The 18,674-nt window shown below is 44.4% G+C and carries 15 protein-coding genes and 1 pseudogene; 6 read left to right on the forward strand and 10 right to left on the reverse strand.

The window, feature by feature from the left end:
• Both HXY43_RS22385 and HXY43_RS22390 read left to right on the forward strand, forming a co-directional pair.
• Nucleotides 1–460 (forward strand): universal stress protein (locus HXY43_RS22385; protein WP_367161497.1); only part of this gene is annotated, 460 nt, incomplete at its 5' end.
• Between the two features lie 309 nt (nt 461–769).
• Entirely contained in the window at nt 770–2,317 is a 1,548-nt protein-coding gene (locus tag HXY43_RS22390) for an FAD-binding oxidoreductase (RefSeq protein WP_290887989.1), read from the forward strand.
• On the opposite strand, the gene HXY43_RS22395 is transcribed toward HXY43_RS22390, so the two are convergent.
• The 7 genes from HXY43_RS22395 to HXY43_RS22425 all read right to left on the reverse strand — a co-directional run bounded on the left by HXY43_RS22395 (nt 2,302) and on the right by HXY43_RS22425 (nt 7,758).
• Complete coding sequence (locus HXY43_RS22395; RefSeq protein ID WP_290887991.1) at nt 2,302–3,051, reverse strand: phytochelatin synthase family protein; 750 nt, start codon at nt 3,049–3,051, stop codon at nt 2,302–2,304. The genes HXY43_RS22390 and HXY43_RS22395 overlap by 16 nt on opposite strands.
• A 35-nt stretch (nt 3,052–3,086) precedes the next feature.
• Nucleotides 3,087–3,236 carry a hypothetical protein gene (locus tag HXY43_RS22400; RefSeq protein WP_290887994.1) on the reverse strand — a complete coding sequence of 50 codons (150 nt, stop codon included), beginning with the start codon at nt 3,234–3,236 and terminating at the stop codon, nt 3,087–3,089.
• Between the two features lie 94 nt (nt 3,237–3,330).
• On the reverse strand, nt 3,331–3,987 hold the full coding sequence (gene mtnB / locus HXY43_RS22405) for a methylthioribulose 1-phosphate dehydratase (RefSeq protein ID WP_290887997.1): 657 nt from the start codon (nt 3,985–3,987) through the stop codon (nt 3,331–3,333).
• A 101-nt stretch (nt 3,988–4,088) separates the two neighbouring features.
• A complete protein-coding gene (locus tag HXY43_RS22410) occupies nt 4,089–4,718 on the reverse strand; it encodes an HAD-IB family phosphatase (RefSeq protein WP_290888000.1) in 630 nt (209 codons plus the stop codon).
• A gap of 2 nt (nt 4,719–4,720) precedes the next feature.
• Nucleotides 4,721–5,272 (reverse strand): acireductone dioxygenase, encoded by a 552-nt coding sequence (locus HXY43_RS22415; RefSeq protein WP_290888003.1) that lies wholly within the window; start codon nt 5,270–5,272, stop codon nt 4,721–4,723.
• 58 nt (nt 5,273–5,330) lie between these two features.
• Complete coding sequence (mrdA, locus tag HXY43_RS22420) at nt 5,331–7,136, reverse strand: penicillin-binding protein 2 (protein ID WP_290888006.1); 1,806 nt, start codon at nt 7,134–7,136, stop codon at nt 5,331–5,333.
• Between the two features lie 412 nt (nt 7,137–7,548).
• Nucleotides 7,549–7,758: a hypothetical protein gene (locus HXY43_RS22425; RefSeq protein ID WP_290888009.1), complete on the reverse strand. Its 210-nt coding sequence runs from the start codon at nt 7,756–7,758 to the stop codon at nt 7,549–7,551.
• Between the two features lie 38 nt (nt 7,759–7,796).
• Here HXY43_RS22425 and HXY43_RS22430 point away from each other — a divergent pair, with 38 nt between their 5' ends.
• On the forward strand, nt 7,797–8,669 hold the full coding sequence (locus tag HXY43_RS22430; RefSeq protein WP_290888011.1) for a nuclease: 873 nt from the start codon (nt 7,797–7,799) through the stop codon (nt 8,667–8,669).
• A gap of 342 nt (nt 8,670–9,011) precedes the next feature.
• A complete protein-coding gene (locus tag HXY43_RS22435) occupies nt 9,012–9,974 on the forward strand; it encodes a protochlorophyllide reductase (RefSeq protein ID WP_290888014.1) in 963 nt (320 codons plus the stop codon).
• Nucleotides 9,975–10,050: 76 nt separating this feature from the next.
• On the opposite strand, the gene HXY43_RS22440 is transcribed toward HXY43_RS22435, so the two are convergent.
• From HXY43_RS22440 to HXY43_RS22450, 3 genes and pseudogenes are all read right to left on the reverse strand, one after another.
• Nucleotides 10,051–11,898: a tetratricopeptide repeat protein gene (locus tag HXY43_RS22440; protein ID WP_290888017.1), complete on the reverse strand. Its 1,848-nt coding sequence runs from the start codon at nt 11,896–11,898 to the stop codon at nt 10,051–10,053.
• Between the two features lie 167 nt (nt 11,899–12,065).
• Nucleotides 12,066–14,762: a PAS domain S-box protein gene (locus tag HXY43_RS22445; protein WP_290888020.1), complete on the reverse strand. Its 2,697-nt coding sequence runs from the start codon at nt 14,760–14,762 to the stop codon at nt 12,066–12,068.
• Between the two features lie 344 nt (nt 14,763–15,106).
• Nucleotides 15,107–15,271 (reverse strand): annotated as a pseudogene (locus HXY43_RS22450) (adenylate/guanylate cyclase domain-containing protein); the annotation flags it as partial.
• Between the two features lie 343 nt (nt 15,272–15,614).
• On the opposite strand from HXY43_RS22450, the gene HXY43_RS22455 reads away from it, so the two are divergent.
• Nucleotides 15,615–17,150: a DEAD/DEAH box helicase family protein gene (locus HXY43_RS22455; RefSeq protein WP_290888022.1), complete on the forward strand. Its 1,536-nt coding sequence runs from the start codon at nt 15,615–15,617 to the stop codon at nt 17,148–17,150.
• Between the two features lie 110 nt (nt 17,151–17,260).
• Nucleotides 17,261–18,625, forward strand: coding sequence for a tRNA (N6-isopentenyl adenosine(37)-C2)-methylthiotransferase MiaB (miaB, locus tag HXY43_RS22460; RefSeq protein WP_290888025.1), 1,365 nt, complete (start codon nt 17,261–17,263; stop codon nt 18,623–18,625).
• The last annotated feature ends 49 nt before the right edge of the window (nt 18,626–18,674 follow it).

Here is an 18,674-nt window from a genome sequence, read left to right on the forward strand (position 1 = left end):
CCTCCAGATCGTAGCGGTGCGAAACGCGCGTCACATCCTGCTCGATAATGGGCCCCTCATCCAACTCATCGGTGACGTAATGGCTGGTGGCCCCAATGCCAGAGCAGCGATAAAATTGTTACCTGCTTTGGTGACATTAGGAAATGACCCCAAAATTCGCCTAACTCGCGTGTTTAAACCATCGGAATTAGAACCAGACATGAGAGTTTTACAAGAAGCGATCCGGACGCTAATGCGTCGTCGCAACTTGTCCAGCACTGTTGTAGCTGCGCCTGTGCAAGCAGATTCAGTGATCGAAGGAGTGATTAACCTGGTAAAAACCGAACGTTATGATGTAGTCGTTCTCGGTGCTTCCCGAGAGAGTATGCTACAACAAGCAGTGAAAGGCAATATACCTGAGGCAATCGCATCTGGTGTGGATAGTACGGTGATTTTGGTGAGGGGAGCGATTAATAATTAAAAATTTATTGTAGATAAAAAAATTACCCCGACGTTTGGGTTTAGCGTCTTGTTTTTTCAGCATCAACTTTATCGGTAAATGACGCTAAAAATTGCTCGATTTGGCAATCGCATTTTTGGATTTGATACAAGTTGCGTTCAGATATAGCAATAGTAATTCGTGCCCTCTCCCCTTCCCCTCTCCCAAATTGGGAGAGGGGCGAGGGAAGTACTATCTTTGACTGCAACTTAGTATGAGTCTGCATCCAGACAAGCCAGTTCTATCGCTACGATCTAGATGAGACAAGTAACTTTGCTGGAATGAACCTCTATGTCTACTCTCACTGAAGAAATTCTGTCGCAATTACCAGGGGATGTTTTAGGGGGATTGCGTCGTAGCGATCGCACATTAGCATCCATTCGAGAAGGTAAAGCACCAATACCGACGGTAGTCAAACAAAGTCAGCACGATCGTGGTGTTGTAGATTGGGATGTTTTAATCTGCGGTGGAACTTTGGGTATTTTAATTGGTTGTGCCTTAGCAGTGCAAGGAGTCCGGGTGGCGTTAATGGAACGGGGTACTTTGCGGGGAAGGGAACAAGAGTGGAATATTTCCCGCAGAGAATTACAAGTGTTCTTAAATTTATCTTTATTAACAGATGCAGAATTGGAAAAAGCGATCGCCACAAAATATAATCCAGCCAGAGTCAGCTTTGGCAACGGGCCAGAAATTTGGGTAGAAGATGTATTGAATATTGGTGTAGATCCAGTGTATTTACTGGAAACTTTGAAACAGCGATTTCTTGCTGCTGGCGGAAAGCTATTTGAAAACACACCTTTTGTAGAAGCGGTAGTTCACCCAGATGGAGTAGTGGTAAACAACCAATTCAAAGCCAGGTTATTAATTGATGCAATGGGACACATTTCTCCCATCACACAGCAAGCACGACAAGGAAAAAAGCCAGATGCGCTGTGCTTAGTTGTTGGTACTTGCGCTCAAGGTTTTCCAGAAAACCATACTGGCGATTTAATATTATCTTTTACACCCATTCAAAACCAGTGCCAATATTTCTGGGAAGCATTTCCAGCCAGGGATGGCAGAACAACTTATATGTTTACCTACATGGATGCAAATCCACAACGTCCAGGTTTAGAAGCTTTGTTTGAGGATTATCTGCACTTGATGCCAACATATCAGAGTGTAGAATTGAGTCAGTTGACATTTCAACGAGCACTATTTGGTTTCTTTCCCTCCTATCGCCAAAGTCCACTGCAAACTCCTTGGAATCGCATCTTGCCAATTGGAGATAGTAGCGGTAGTCAATCTCCCCTCAGTTTTGGAGGTTTTGGTGCAATGGTGCGTCACTTGCAGCGTTTAACCCAAGGCATTTATGAAGCACTGCAAACAAATCAATTATCTGCCAAAGCGCTAGCACTACTGCAACCATATCAACCAAGCTTGAGTGTTACTTGGCTATTTCAAAAAGCGATGAGTGTTGATGTAAATCAAAATATTGCTCCCGATCAAATTAACCAATTGCTATCAGCCGTATTTGGAGAAATGCAACAATTAGGAGAACCAGTACTCAAGCCATTTTTGCAAGATGTAGTACAGTTTTCGGCACTGACACAAACACTGCTAAAAACAAATTTTGCACATCCAGAGATAGCGATCAAAATAATTCCACAAGTAGGTTTAGCAGCCTTATTAGATTGGATGGTGCATTACGGAAATTTAGGGATTTATTCTGCATTGTTTCAGCTAAGTAAAATTTTAGAACCGTGGGATAAAAATTTACCCAGCGTTACCAAATACTATTGGCATCGCTGGGTTGATGCTTGGAAATATGGTTCTGGTGGTGATTATTTCGATGAGTAGCCTTTACCTACCAAAACAAATCCCCGTGTTTTACCAGATACCGAATCACGAGTGTTCATAGCCTTCCATAAATCTGTTGTCTTTACCCAAACTGGTGGATATTTGTAACGAGAAACGTCCAGAATCAAGAATCTATCTGTTTGTTCATTGTAAGCAGCTAACGGCGAAATGTGCCCGCCTTTTTCTTGTCCTATTTCTTTCCGTAAATAGTTAACCAGTACAAAATTTCCAGGCTGTTTTAAATTTTCCGCTACTTGTTTGCGAAAATTTTCTAAGTTTGTATTTGCAGCATGATAAACTTGCACTTTCACACCATAGCTTGCTAATAGCTGCCCCATCTGATCTAGCGTCATTCCCATCCGAGAAACAACTTCAGGAGTGATGACTTTTCGCGTTGCTGGGTTACTAAAAAAGTTTTCTTGAGTAAATACGTGGTAGGGCTTATACTCTGGTGCTTCTGGTGCAGGGATTCCTAGACCATTCAGCACCATTACTATACTGGCAACCCCACAATAAGCTTGATTATTTTGAGTTACAAACTGGGTGCTAAGAGGAAAAAAATCTTGTCGAGAACGACTTTCAACTAATAACTTTTCACCCTCAGGTGTGGTAAAGCCAATCAATTTGGGTGACAAAGTTAGAGTCTGAGCAAGAACGCTACTGCCAGTAATATATGCTCCTAAAATTAATGCTTTGATAGAGGTTTTAAGTGTTTTGATTACATAAGGTTTCATGTTATTAACGTGAGTTTGACGGGTTGAAAAAGATATCAAAAAAGGCACTCGTCTGTGTTTAGATGAAAAATACGCATGATGTCGATCGCGATGGGAACTATTGTATCTCGGTTGTTTGCTAGCTTCTTCTTATCTATACTTGCAGTGACTGAGTACTCTCTCGAATGGTTTGAGTCATTAGTCATTGGTCATTGGTCACTTGTTAGTAGTTAGTGGTTAGTGGCTTAACAAGTCAAAAGTCAAAAGTCAAAAAGATTTTTAATTTTTAATTTTTAATTTTTAATTTTTAATTATTTTCTCTCCCTCCTCCAACAGCCCCACCCGTCGGGCTGCAACTATGTAACGGAAAATATACTCTACCAACTCAATGTAGTTACGAGCATTTGTGGGGGAAGATGCCCAAACAGTAACACCGTGATCGCGGATGAGTAGGGCTGGTACTTGCGGAGGAATTTTACTAAATTTTGCTTCTATCTCAGCTGCAATACGCGGAACTTGTAAATAGTTGGTGAAAACAGGCATAACACAACAGGGATTTTCTTCCCACACTCCCAGTCCTTTGAGCATTTCTAGTGGTGGTAAGGGTAGGGTATCTCCCTGTACGAACCGAGAAACCAAATTTGCTTCCACTGAGTGTACGTGGTAGCAACTCATCGCTTCCGGAAAGAGATTATAGATACTCTGGTGAATGGCAGTTTCAGCAGAGGGCTTTGAGTCACTGCTAGATTGTTCTACCCGTCCATCAGGGTGAATGCGAACAAAATCGCTGGTTGCTAATTCACCTTTCGACTTTCCACTGGCTGTAATCCAGAAGCTACCATCAGGTAAACGTACCGAAAGATTACCGGCGGTTCCTACCATCCAACCCTGTTGGTAAAAGTGACGGGCAGCAGCTATTAACTCAAGACGGGCATCAGTTAGGGTTGGGCTGTTCATAGAGTTAGACTTGTACCAATATTTTTGAGATCCCCCTAAATCCCCCTTGATAAGGGAGATTTTTTAATTATTGCCCCCCTTTTTAAGGAGGGTTGGGGCGATCACTTCCACAATTTCGCTAGGTAGTCACGTATTTCTAAAAAATTGTTCCACGGAATGTAAGGTTTTTGATGTTCTGCCAAATATTGCGCTAAGCGATCGCGGGCAAATACCATCGGTGTTGCCAACGCCATATTCAGGTCAGTAAGCGAGTCACCAATAGCAATTGTCTCATCTGCTAGATACTTTTCCATCACCAGCACTTTGGCAACTAGTTCTGTTCCACCTTCAAACTCTGAATTTACCTGCAAGTACTCACCGCTGGTATCGGCATCGACGGCATGAACGGCATGAAGGCGCTGTATTAGATCGCCCAAAACAACTTCTACCATACCCCGCAGTCCACCAGAAACTACCACTAAAGGTACTTGCTTTGCTTCCAAGAAATCCAATAGTTCTGTGAACCCCAAACGAATTGGTTCTTGTTGAGTAAACTCCAAAATTTCCGAGTAGCGAGAGGATGGAATTGATTCCAAAATTCGCCGAACTCCCTCGCGCAGCGTCAGTTGCCGTGCGTACATTTGGGGTATCAGTTGGGCGGAAAGCTGCGGTGCAAAATGCTTCAGTACCGCCACAAAGGTTTCGGAAACCGTAATAGTGCCGTCAAAGTCGCAAAAAATGATTCGCTTCATTTTCAAGCCACAGCCTGATGCCTGCGAATTGGTGTACCCGTGTATTCAGGAACCCAGCCTTCTGTAGTGGTGAAATAACGTACTGCTTTGACTCGACGTGCTGGTGTGAGATAAAACCAGTGTTCTGTTCTGGCAGGCACGTTGATATACTCTTGTGGTTGCACTGTCAATTCTACTTGGCTGCCATCGGGACGCACAAAGCCAAAAATGCCTTCTCCCGCAACGATGTAGCGTACTTCATCATCTGCATGGGTGTGAATCTTGTCAAACTTTGCTAGCAGCCCATCTAGGTTCGGTATGTCTGGATGTAGAACAATGAGATCGCGGGACTGATAGCCTGCTGTCTGTTGCAATTGCTCAAAATAACCATCCAAGGCTTTTAGCACCTGTTCTTTTTCGTCTTCATCGAGGCTATCTTTGGCCAGCAGCTGGTGTAACTGGGGATTTTCTCCCACACACCAACGATCGAGTTGAATATTTAAGCACGCTAGTTCGCGGGTAATATCTTTCAGTTCGGTGTATGTTTTGCCGTCTTCTAGTTGTAGAATTGCCATAATTCACCTCCTGCAAAAAATATTATACGGTATCTCGAAGGACTTACCGGGCTTCAGATTACTTGTGACTTTTGATTTTTGACTTTTGAAAATACTCCTGCATAACTTGTAACGCCATCGGGCTAGCAACGCTACCACCGCCACCACCTGAATGTTCTGCAAAAGCTACAATCACAAGTTCTGGATTATCGGCGGGAGCATAACCAGCAAACCAGGCGTGATTTGCTTTCACACCTTTACTTTGCCAAGCTTCGGCAGTTCCAGTTTTACCAGCTATTGGGGGAAGGGTTGGTACATTTAAAGCTTTAGCTGTACCTTCAGTCACTACCTTCCGCAATCCTTCGCGGAGAACGTTGACGGTAGACGGTTTCATACCGACCGACTCGCGCCAAGTTTTTGCTTGCTCGTTGTCTTGGAGTAAATGCGGCTGGACTCGGTAGCCACCATTGGCGGGTACAGCAAACATGATAGCGACTTGTAGAGGTGTGGCTAGTAATGCTCCCTGGCCAATTGACATATTCACCGAATCGCCTACAGTCCAAGGCATTTTCCAAACTTTCTGTTTCCATGCTTCATCTGGAACAAAACCTTTGGATTCTTCGGAAGTGAATTCAAACCCAGTTTTCCTACCAAGGCCATACTTGCGAGTCCATTCAATCAAGGTGGGGCCGCCAACTCTCGCACCGACTTGGTAGAAGAAAGTATCGCTGCTCATGGCGATCGCCCCTGCAAATCCCAACGGCCCAAATCCGGCGTGGTTCCACTCATTAAATCGGTAATTGCCAAAACTCAAGTAACCGTAGGTAGGCAAGACTGTACCAGGAGAGAATTTACCTGATTCTAGTGCAGCGGTTGTGGTAACAATTTTGAATGTACTCGCTGGGGGATAGGCTCTCAAGGCGCGATTGAGCAAAGGATGGTCAGTACCTTGCAAGATTTCTTGTACTTCTGTTTGAGAGAGTTTTTGTTTGGAGAACACATTTGGGTCAAAAGTGGGGTGAGACACCATTGCTAACATGCCACCGTTACGGGGGTTCATGACAATAATCGTACCGTTGCGATCGCCCAACGCTTTTTCTGCTGCCATTTGCAGATCCCAATCTATGGTCAAGTGCAGATCCTTACCAGCTTTTGCCTGTTTCTCTCCCAAAATCCGCAACGGACGACCCTTGCCATCTACTTCCACTTGCTGACCCCCCCATTCACCCCGCAGCACTTTCTCATAAGCTTTTTCGATTCCCATCTGACCAATTACATCTCCCAGACGGTAGCCTTCGCCCTCTTTTTGTCTTAACTGTGCGGCTGTTAGTTCGCGAGTATATCCTAAGACATGAGCAAATTCCCTACCATGCGGGTAGTAGCGAACCGCGTCCGTATGTATTTCCACATTTTTAAGTTCGCTTTCATACTCTCTTAAAGCAGTAATTTCATTTAAGCTCAAGTCGCGCTTGATCCGCACAAGTTTAGAAGAATTGGGCCCGGCCTCTTCGAGTTTCTTTTCAATTTCTTCTCGTGACATGTCGAGAATTTTGGATAAACGCCGCCCTACAACTGACCAAGATGCCTTGGTGTGAGCCATCGGCCACAAATACACAGAATGAGGATAGCGAGTTGTCGCTAAAAGTTTGCCATTGCGGTCAAAAATGTTACCTCGTTCTGGTTGTTTGGGTAAAAGTCGAATCCGGTTAGACTCTGCTCGTTCTCGATAAGTTGAACCTTGAGCAATTTGCAAATACACCAACCGCGCTAGAATGCCATTTGTCATTAAAAGAGTAAACAAAATTAAAAATATGGACTGTAAACCCCGTCCAACTGTGCGTGTTTGTTTGTTATTACCAAATAAACGAGATTGTAATAGAGACATACTAAACGAATGTGATTCCAGATTAGCTTTAGTTGTATACGTTGACGCTCAATTTTACCCAGTATAAAGGAGTCATATATACATTATTAATTGCATTTTTTGTGAGTTTATGTACTAAATTGAAGCTGTTGTGGAGAACATAAACGCGCTTTCTAGATAAGCAAAAGCAAACGCTAGAAATCAATACGGTTCAGTTAGTAGAATTAAATCTTTGGAGATCCCCCTAAATCCCCTTTTCAAGGGGGACTTTAAGATAAATTTCCCCCCTTTTTAAGGGGGCCTAGGGGGGGATCAAAACCTTAACTGAACCGTATTGCGCTAGAAATTGAATCTAGATATTCGTATTTTTGTTTATGCTTGCTATTTGTACTTCCTAATTTATCTGATATTAATATGTATGGCGATCGCTTTTTTAAAAAAACTCTGAAATTTGTATACATTTTTGTAGAGACGTAGCATTGCTACGTCTGGTCATACCCGTGAATTGTAAATTCATATCTTGATTCAGCAACGCCAAATTAAAACCTTGCCTGCTAGTGAGCAAAACGCGATCGCAGCAATGATTTTGGAAGAACTTGCAGTCTAAGACTGTGGCGAGGTTGGTGGTAGGGCGATCGCTCATAATAAAGTCCAGATATTAACATCTTAAGGAGATTGCAAATGCCTCTGACTCTGATCAAAGGAACCTTTTCGATTCAAGGTGCTGCACCTGATGGCGACTCCATCAGATTCATCCCAGACGATCCATCCTTATGGAAGAAACTAGAAAACCGTGTTTGTACCAATCGCTTGGGAGGAGCACAGCTGCGCTTAGATGCGATTGATGCTTTAGAAACTCATTATCAACCCAGGAATGGCGGATTAGGAACTCAGCGTCAACCGGAAAAATTTGGTGACAAAGCTGCATCTAGACTGCTCGATCTCCTGGGTTTTGACAGCACAACCGTGAAGCGGGGAAGGCGAGAAATTGTTACTGACGCAGATCCTGATACGGTTCCAGGATATATTCTCAGCCGCTTTGCTGACATTCACGGACGGGCGATCGCTTTCGCTTTTAGAGGAAATTGCGATCGAGAAGATGGAGATACTATTTTTGTCAGTCAAGAGTTACTCCAGCAGAGTGCGAATTACCAGCTAGTGGCGGAGGGATTAGTGTACCCCACCTTCTACTCGAAACTCTACCTTGAGTTGCGTCAAGCACTGACTGCTGCTTCTGGGGAGGCACGCTCAAGTAATTCTGGTTTGTGGACAGAAGATGTCACAAATACAGGTTTTAATTTAGACAGCTTGAAAACCATTACAGAGGACGTTGTAATTCTTCCCAAACTATTTCGCCGATTGCTTGGCTACCTCGCCATTAACGATCGCAGTGTTGATCTGGCAGGTTTTGCCGACTTTCTGGAGGCGAGTAACGATCGGGTATTAGTTCTTTCAGAGGGTAAGATTACAGGTTTGGATAACCTAGTCGAGATTGACGATCAAAACCTGAAATTGACTAAGAAACCCGAGGATCTTGTCTTTATGGAGGAGTAAGTGCGATCGCTCATATCTCATATATAGAGTCCGGATAATAGCATTATTTATCCCTATGGGATTGCCTGTTGAAATTGAACCCTTTTCCAATATCCTGAATAATCGGTAGAGCACTCAAACAATGAGAACTAGTGCTTTGCCACACAAACTATGCTGGGTTTGTAGTAAGGGCTGTACGCGTAGCGTTCTCGCAGAGTAGCCCTTAAAGTCGCTCTTAAAGAGGGCTAAAGCCCTTACTACGAACTTCGTATCACCCAGCTTGCGTTGATGTGGTTGACTACTAGTGGCTCAGTGGTTTGAGGTTCTGAAAACAGTAACAGTGATTAACGAAGTTTTAACAAAATGGTACAGGATCGGAAATCAACGGTTATCATCACAGGAGCCTCCTCGGGGGTTGGTTTGTATGGGGCGAAAGCGCTTGCCCAAAGGGGATGGCATGTAGTCATGGCTTGTCGGGATTTAGCGAAGGCGGAAACAGCTGCCCAAACGGTGGGAATGCCAAAAGACAGCTACACGATCATGCATATCGATCTAGGCTCTTTGGAGAGCGTTCGACAGTTTGTGAACAACTTTAGAGCAAGCGGCAAGTCTTTGGACGCTTTGGTGTGCAACGCCGCAATTTATATGCCCTTATTAAAAGAGCCGTTGCGAAGCCCAGAAGGCTACGAGTTGACTGTCACCACCAATCACCTCGGCCATTTTCTCTTGTGCAACCTCATGCTTGAAGATCTCAAGAAGTCATCCGCTGCGGAACCGAGGTTGGTGATTTTGGGAACGGTGACGCACAATCCAGACGAACTGGGTGGAAAGATTCCGCCACGTCCGGACTTGGGCGATCTCAAGGGTTTTGCAGAGGGCTTTCAAGCGCCAATCTCAATGATTGACGGCAAGAAGTTTGAACCCGTCAAAGCTTACAAAGACAGCAAAGTTTGCAACGTGCTAACCATGCGGGAACTACATCGGCGCTATCACGAGTCAACGGGTATCGTCTTCAGTTCTCTCTATCCGGGATGTGTGGCAGAAACACCGCTATTTAGAAACCACTATCCCCTGTTTCAGAAACTCTTCCCCTTGTTTCAGAAGTACATTACTGGGGGATACGTGTCTCAGGAATTGGCTGGTGAGCGGGTTGCAGCCGTAGTCGCCGATCCCGAGTACAAGCAATCGGGTGTCTATTGGAGCTGGGGGAATCGCCAGAAGAAAAATGGCAAGTCGTTTGTGCAAAGGGTTTCTCCTCAAGCCCGCGATGATGAAAAAGCCGAGCGCATGTGGGATCTAAGTGCCAAGCTGGTTGGAGTTGCGTGACACGACGGCACTGTAAAGATTGGGGATTGGGGATTGGGAATTGGGTACTAGGTTCCTAATTCCTAATCCCCAGTCCCTAATCCCCAGCACGCTTGTATTCTTCCAACAATTCCGGGATGTAATCATACCCATCCACGCCAATTACTGAAATAATTCTCGAACGATTTTGCTGCAAGGAATTTCCAAAAGCTTCTGCACCTATTTGTCCCTGCAAAATTACCAGCAACCTCGCTGGTTTTTGCCACTCTTGGGAAGCAATTTGGTTTAATAAATACATTCCCAAGCAACCTGTGTAAATAGCTCTGTCAAAATTTGCTAAGTTATAATTTGCTTCGGCTAAAGTTGCTAAATTCAATCCTTGTAGATATAAATCTCCAGAAGTTTGCGCTGTTCTAAAGCCTTCTTCTAAATTTTTGATGGCATTTTGTGGCTCTCCAATTACTAAATAAGCGATGCCTAAACTACTCAAACACAAAGCTTTACTTTGAACATCGCCTAATTGTTCTGATAGCCTTAAACCTTGTTGTAGGTAGTTAATAGCCATTTCATAGGTTTCTGACTCTAGCTGTTCTAGTTGCTGTGCCTGCATGACTTCGCTGTAGCCTAAGTTTACTAGGGCATAGGCTTCTCCTGTGCGATCGCCTGTTTGTCTACTCAGAATTAATGCCCTTTGACTGTAATCTATGGCTTCTGCATATCTTTGCTGTTGCACGCAGGTACGGCTAAGATGATTGAGGTTGGCGATTTCACAGGGGCGATCGCCTGCATTACGCGCTATTTCCAAGGCTTGTTGATGAAAGTCAATAGAACGGTCATATAGTCCTAATGCCCGTTGAGAATAACCCAAAAGTGTCAAAATCCGAGCTTTTTCTTGGGTTCCCTCGACTCTACGCAGCGGTTCATCGAGGTAATTCAACGCATCCCGTAAGTAGCTGCCGGAAAATGAGGCGAAGATACCACCATATAAGGGGAAATACTGTCTTTGAGCAAAAGTTCGCAAAATTTGTAACATTACTTGCGAAGCCGCATTGCTGTAGGATGTATCCCCATCAAAAGCATTTGCCAACTGACTCCAAATGACTGCAAATGTCAAAAATGTCGAAATTGATAGCTTTGACCCAGCTTTGACGTTATAAGGTTGTTGGTCAAACCAGTGGACTAACCCTCGTTGCAAGTACTGTAAAATTAGTGTCATTTCCACCCAGTCACTCAAGGTGATGCTGCGTTGCTGCTGGGCAAATTCAATTACAGATTGCGACCTAGCCAGAGTGCGAAACAGTGCTTGCGGTAACTCGCTGTTCACTTGCTTTGCCCAAGTTGCCCAAGGGCCTTGTTCTTCTGGTATGCCACCAAATCCTATCGATTCACGACTTTGCTCGTACATCCAACTAACTAAGTGCTCTTGCAGTCGCTGCCAACCTGCTACACCACGCGCTATACCCTCTGATATTTGCTGCAAATCAGAATCTGCTTGGGCAAATTGTTGTAAAGCTTTTGACAACTGCTGCATCTGTTGTAAGTTGAGAGGATGCTTACTGTTGGGGTCGGTGACGCGTAAAAAGGTAGCAAGCCGCTCTCTAGTTGGGGCTGTGGTAATTTCTTTAACAGCGGTGGCTGTAGCTTCCGTGGCTTTATTTTGTTCTTGAGCGCGTTGCCACTGAGTTTGGATCGTCTTAATTGCTCTCAGACTACGAGTAGCTTTGGCTTTTTTGAGTTCATCTTTTTCAGTGTCTACTTGCTGCTGGATACCATTGAGGCGATCGCTCAACGCCAACTCAAAAATTTCCCCCGTCCCAACTGTCACACCCTTGAGCAACATTTGATACACTTGCTCAACAGAGCTAATTTTGCCTTTGAGGGTAGTTTCGACGATTTCGTCGATTAAGACGAGATAGCGATCGCGAAGGGACACAGACTCAGACACTTTCAAATCCAAGAACACACTAAGTTAATTTTAGGTCATTAGTCATTGGTAATTAGTTGGTGGTTAGTAGTTAGTAGTTAGTAGTTAGTAGTTAGTGGTTAGTGGTTGGTTGTTGGTTATTTCCAATGCCCGATGCCCAATCCCCAATCCCCACTCTCCCCTCCCCGCTACGTGCGTCCAGTCAAGTTCGCAACTACCACAGCTAACTCGATGGGACTGACTGGTTTGGGAACGTGTAACTGAAAGCCTGCTAAGAGTGCCTCCACTCGGTCTTCTGGGCTGGCGTGGGCTGTCAGTGCCACTGCGGGAATGTTTCGCCATTGCTTTTGGGGAAGCGATCGCACTTTGCGAATGAGAGTGTAGCCGTCTTCTTGGGGCATACCGATATCACTGATTAGCACGTGCGGCTGAAAGTGTGGTAGGGTATCTAGTGTTTCATGAGCGGAGGCAACTGCCATAACTTCTGCTCCATACTCAGAAAGGATTGTCGCAATTAGCTCGCGGGCATCTGCCTCATCATCAACGGTTAGCACTCGCAAGCCTTTCAGAGACGGTATAATATTTTGAGCGATTTTTTCCTCACAAGTAAGTGAAAGCTGTTCTCGCTCACAGGTGACATCCACATCAACAGCTCTCATCGGTAAGTTAACAATAAACGTTGCTCCTTGTCCAAGTCCTGAACTCTCGGCAGAAACTGTACCTCCGTGCAATTCTACTAAATAGCGCACGATCGCCAACCCTAATCCCAATCCACCGTGCGATCGCGTGTTGGAACTATCGGCTTGGCGGAAGCGGTCAAACACATAGGGCAAAAATTGGGGAGAAATTCCCTCTCCTGTGTCACTCACCCGAATTTGCACGCCATTATCTATGCGTTCTACTTGCACATCTACTCTTCCCCTTTGAGGTGTGAACTTGACAGCATTGGCAAGCAGATTCCAAATTACCTGTTGCAAGCGGTTAGCATCGGCGATGACTACTCCTAGTGCAGAATCGAAATTGCACTCAATCTGAATTTCCTTAGCCGCAGCTGCTGGACGCACGATTTCCACCGCTGCTTCCACTACTGACACCAGTTCTACTGGATGCAGATTGAGGTGGAGTGTTCCTCTAATAATTTGCGATACATCTAAAACATCCTCAATCAACATTTTCAGGGACTTAGTGTTGCGGTCAATTGTTTCTAATGCCTTGGCTGTGATCGTTTCATCAAATTTACGACACTTAAGTAATTGTGTCCAACCAAGCATGGCGTTTAGGGGAGTGCGGAGTTCGTGGGAAAGGGTGGCTAAAAACTCATCTTTCATCCGGTTGGCGGTTTCTGCTTCTGCACGTGCTGTTTGTTCCCGCAGGAGGAGTTGTTCCCGTTCTTGCTCTGCTTGTTTGCGTTCGGTAATATCAATCATGAAGCCACGCAACAGCTGCGGTTCATCTTTTCCTCGCACAACATTCACAATGTCATACAGCCATACAACTCTGCCATCTGCTGTTAACATTCTGTATTCAAATTCGTAATTTTCCAAGCAACGCGAACAATCGATACAAAAATTGATTGCCCACTCCCGATCTTCTGGATGGATGTGTTGCGCCCAGAAATTATCGGTGTACCAGTCTGATAAGGGATAACCAAGAATCTCGACGCTTTGCGGGCCTACATAAGTAAAATTGCCCGTGGTGGCGTCTGCTTCCCAGGGAATTACGCGTACTTTTTCTGCTAATTTACGAAATCTTTCTTCACTTTCTTTGAGGGCTGCTTCTGCCTGTTTGCGCTCGGTGATATCGTTGATGAGGGCAACAAAGCCTTCTACTTTTCCCCCTTGATTGAAATGGGGAACATAAGAGACATTCACGCAACGCTTGCTGCCATCTTGAGCGGGTATTTCAGTTTCGTAGGATACTTGTTCTCCTGATAATACAGTTTCTACGTGGGGACGAATTGACTCATAAACTGATTCACCCACAACTTCTTTAATATGCTTACCATTAATTTCTATAGCAGAGAGTCCATACCATTCTTCGTATTTTTTATTGTTAAAGCGATAGCGTTGTTGAGCATCAACATAAGAAATAAAAACTGGCACAGCGTTGGTAATCAGACGCAGTTGATCTTCCCGTTGGCGTAGCGCCTCTTCTGCCTGTTGGCGATCGCTTATGTCTAAAGTAAATACAATCATCTCTTGTTGATGAGATGGCGATTCTGGCAATAAAGCACCACCAATCAGAACAGGAACACGGCTACCATCTTTGCTAATGTACTCTTTTTCAATCGGCGTACACACCCCTTTTGTTCTCAGTTCAGCAATGAGGCGATCGCTTAAGAGCTGGTATTCTGGCGGTGTTATGTCGCGCCATCGTACCCGTCCACACAGCAAATCTTCCCGCGTGTAACCCACAATCTTTAAAAAGGCATCGTTAGCTTCAACTATCATGCCGTTGAAATCCGCTACAATTACCCCGATGATGTTGGCATCTACAAACCGTCTAAATCTGATTTGGTTCGCTTGTAGTTGCTGCACGCTCATCTCTAACCTCTGTTTGGCACTACGTAACTCCGAGTTCAGCGAACTAATCAGTGTTGTTACCAATACAAATACGCTTAACTGGAGGATATTTTCTACACCATATACCAAGGGTGAGTGCATTGGCTCTAGAAAAAAATACCCTATGGCCAAACAAGATAAAGCTGTGGCTAAAAACCCCGGTATTATGCCTCCATACCAAGCACTAACCGCCACAGCAGCAAAAAACATTGAAAAAATAGTTAGCTTCAGATAAGGCTGTAGCAATAGTGTTAGCAGCAAAGAGCTAGTAACAGTAATAATTACTACAACATAGGGCTTTATGCGGGGGCTTATTCCTTTCAAGGTGGGTTCTCCTTTGGTGCAGCTAACTGAAAGGATTGTTGCCAAAATCACCTAGACAACTAGGGCGACCTTCCACATCTATTTTGCATCGGAAAATACGTAACAAACAGTTACTTGCTGTATATATATCTAAAGTAGTAAAAAACAGAGGCAGCCAAGATTAAATGTTATTGCCTCACTTCGTTATTGCTATGAATGTTCATGCAACTTAATCTTAAATTTTTCTTAATTTTTGTAGCCAAAAGATAATTTTCACCCGATCAAGTGAGTAGAAATAATTAAAAATCAAATACCGGGCACAGGAAGCAATCAATCACAATCTTTCTCCTTCCCTCTTCTTTCTTCTACTTAGCGATCGCTCCTTTGAGTAAATAAGTCATCATTTCTCCCTTTCCTTTAATCTTAATCAATCCTCTTTTTCCCAACACAAATTTCTCTTTTAAATGCTGATAACTTCCTTCGTAAACCTGGATACAGCCAGCCACACCGTGGGATTCCATTCTACTAGCAGTATTTACCGTTTAGTTATTGGTTAGTAGTTAGTGGTTAGTATTACCTCTGTCAAGGTGAGTGAAAAATCGACATTAATCGACTTCGTGTCTTGGCGTCTTGGTGGTTAATTAAATTTATTTTGGAACCACATAGACGCGCAGCGGCTTCCCGCAGGGTAGACACAAAGACACAAAGAAAACTCAATTTTGAAAGTTACACTTTGACAGAACTAGTAGTTCAAAGCTTTACGCCCTTACAGTGGTATTTTGTTGTTGGTTGGTGGTTGTTTGTTCCAAAAAACAAACAACCACCAACAAAAAAATCACGATTGCTAATGAGAAAGTGAGGAGAACACGAAAAATGGCTCGTACCCCGACATTGACTTTTGATCGTGGCACATTAATTTTGCATCCACCACCGCGTGGCAAAGCTTGGACAGATTATGCTGTGTGGGATGATAGAGTTGAAAAATTCCGCATTCCGGCGATTCAATATCGTCCTTTGGTGGAAGCATTACAGGCAGACAATACAAATTTTGTCGATGAGGCTAAGGCATTTTATCCTCTCGAATTGCTTTCGAGTTTGGAAATGGAACCCTACCCTCACCAAACTGAGGCGTTGACAGCGTGGAAGTTGGCAGGAAGACAAGGGGTAGTGGTGCTTCCTACCGCAGCGGGAAAAACTTATTTGGCACAAATGGCAATGGAGGCGACGCCGCGCCATACGTTGATTGTAGTGCCGACGTTAGATTTAATGCACCAGTGGTATGCACACTTGTTAGCAGCTTTTCCGGATGCGGAGGTGGGGTTACTGGGGGGTGGTTCGCGGGATAAGACGCCAATACTGGTAGCAACTTACGACAGCGCTGCCATTCATGCGGAAAGCTTGGGAAATAAGTATGGGTTATTGATTTTTGATGAATGCCATCATTTGCCGACGGATTTTAATCGGGTGATTGCTGAATATGCGATCGCACCTTATCGATTGGGACTTTCGGCTACACCGGAACGCAGCGATGGCAAACACGCGGACTTGAATATCCTGATTGGGCCGGAAGTATACCGCAAAAGGGCTGAAGAACTGGCGGGGAAGGCGTTAGCAGAACATGAAGTAGTGCAAATTAAGGTGAAACTATCGCAGCATGAACGTGAAAGATACAATCAGTTGATTCAAGTCCGTAACGATTTTTTGCAGCAATCAAAAATTTCTTTGGGGAGTCTTCAAGGTTGGCAAAAGTTTGTGCAAATGAGTGCCCGATCGCAAGTGGGACGAAGGGCAATGTTAGCGCACCGCCAAGCCAAAGAAATTGCCGTGGGTACGGATGGAAAGTTAAGAGTTTTAGCAAATTTACTTGCTAAACATTATCCCCAAAGGGTTTTGATTTTTACTGCTGATAATGCTACTGTTTACCGGATTTCTCAAGAGTTTTTAATTCCGGCGATTACACATCAAACTCATGTGAAGGAGCGTCATGAGATATTAACAAAATTTCGGGAAGGAGAGTATAAAACTTTGATTGCTTCCCATGTGTTGAATGAAGGGGTAGATGTACCAGCGGCTAGTGTGGCGATTATTTTATCGGGTACGGGTTCGGCTAGGGAATATATTCAAAGATTGGGGAGGGTTTTAAGGAAGGGAAAGGAGAATAATAAGCAGGCGATTCTGTATGAAGTGGTGGCTGAGGATACGGCTGAGGAGGGGACTTCGGCAAGAAGAAGAGGTGTGAGGAGAAATGAACCGCCAAGACGCCAAGGACGCCAAGAGAAGGAGGAGAAGAGAGGAAGTTTACAGGTTGTTTATGGGGGTAATCAACAAAAAAGTTATCGTGCGGCGGAGCAGTTGGAAATAAATTATTCTGTTGAGAATAAGAAGTCTACAAATGAAGATGAGTTGTAGTCAAGATTGATTAATGGCTGTTGACTGTTGACTATGTTTTGGTAATTGGTAGCTAGAGTTAATACAATTAAAGAAAACCTTTTAATTTTAGTGTTTAAGTATAATTGCCCATGACAACTTCACGCCGCTGTTATCACATTACTACCTTCGGTTGCCAGATGAATAAGGCTGACTCAGAGCGCATGGCTGGCATCTTAGAAGACATGGGCTTTGAGTGGTCAGAAGACCCAAATAACGCTGATGTAATTCTTTATAATACTTGTACTATCCGGGATAATGCTGAGCAAAAGGTATATTCTTATCTTGGTAGACAGGCGAAGCGCAAGCATGAACAACCAGATTTAACGTTAATTGTTGCTGGTTGCGTTGCCCAGCAGGAGGGAGAATCGCTGTTGCGACGGGTGCCGGAATTAGATTTGGTAATGGGGCCGCAACATGCTAACCGTCTGAAGGATTTGCTGCAACAGGTATTTGACGGCAACCAAGTTGTGGCAACGGAGCCAATTCACATTATGGAGGATATCACCAAGCCGCGCCGGGATAGCAAGGTGACGGCTTGGGTGAATGTGATTTATGGCTGTAATGAACGGTGTACCTATTGTGTAGTTCCCAATGTCCGGGGTGTGGAACAATCTCGCACACCGGAGGCAATTCGGGCAGAAATGGTAGAACTGGGACGGCTGGGTTATAAGGAAGTGACGCTTCTAGGTCAAAATATTGATGCCTACGGGCGGGATTTGCCAGGGGTAACGCCGGAAGGTAGGCACAAGCATACGTTGACGGATTTGCTTTACTATATCCATGATGTTCCGGGGATAGAAAGAATAAGATTTGCTACTAGCCATCCTCGTTATTTCACTGAACGATTGATTCGGGCTTGTGCGGAATTACCTAAGGTATGCGAACACTTTCACATTCCTTTCCAATCGGGGGATAACGAGGTGTTAAAACGCATGTCGCGGGGTTACACTCACGAGAAATATCGCCGGATTATTGACAAAATACGTGAGTATGTGCCGGATGCGGCGATTAGTGCTGATGCAATTGTTGGTTTTCCTGGGGAAACGGAAGAACAGTTTGAAAATACTCTCAAACTGGTAGATGATATTGGTTTTGATCAGTTGAATACTGCCGCTTATTCTCCACGTCCGGGAACACCCGCAGCAGTGTGGGAAGAACAAATCAGTGAAGAGGTAAAAAGCGATCGCCTGCAACGACTTAACCACCTAGTTGCTATTAAAGCAGCTGAGCGTTCTCAGCGTTATATGGGACGCATCGAAGAAGTTTTAGTAGAAGACCAAAATCCCAAAGATAAAACGCAAGTGATGGGACGTACGCGCACCAATCGCCTGACTTTCTTTACTGGTGATATCACCGAACTCAAAGGTAAGTTAGTGAAGGTCAAAATTACCGAAGTACGTGCTTTTAGCTTGACGGGTGAACCGGTAGAGGTGGCGGAGTTGCTGCCAGTGTAAGAACTAGGGATCGGGGCATAAAAATTATGAATTATGAATTATGAATTAT

Source organism: Fischerella sp. (genome assembly GCF_013388695.1).
Taxonomy (GTDB): domain Bacteria; phylum Cyanobacteriota; class Cyanobacteriia; order Cyanobacteriales; family Nostocaceae; genus PCC9605.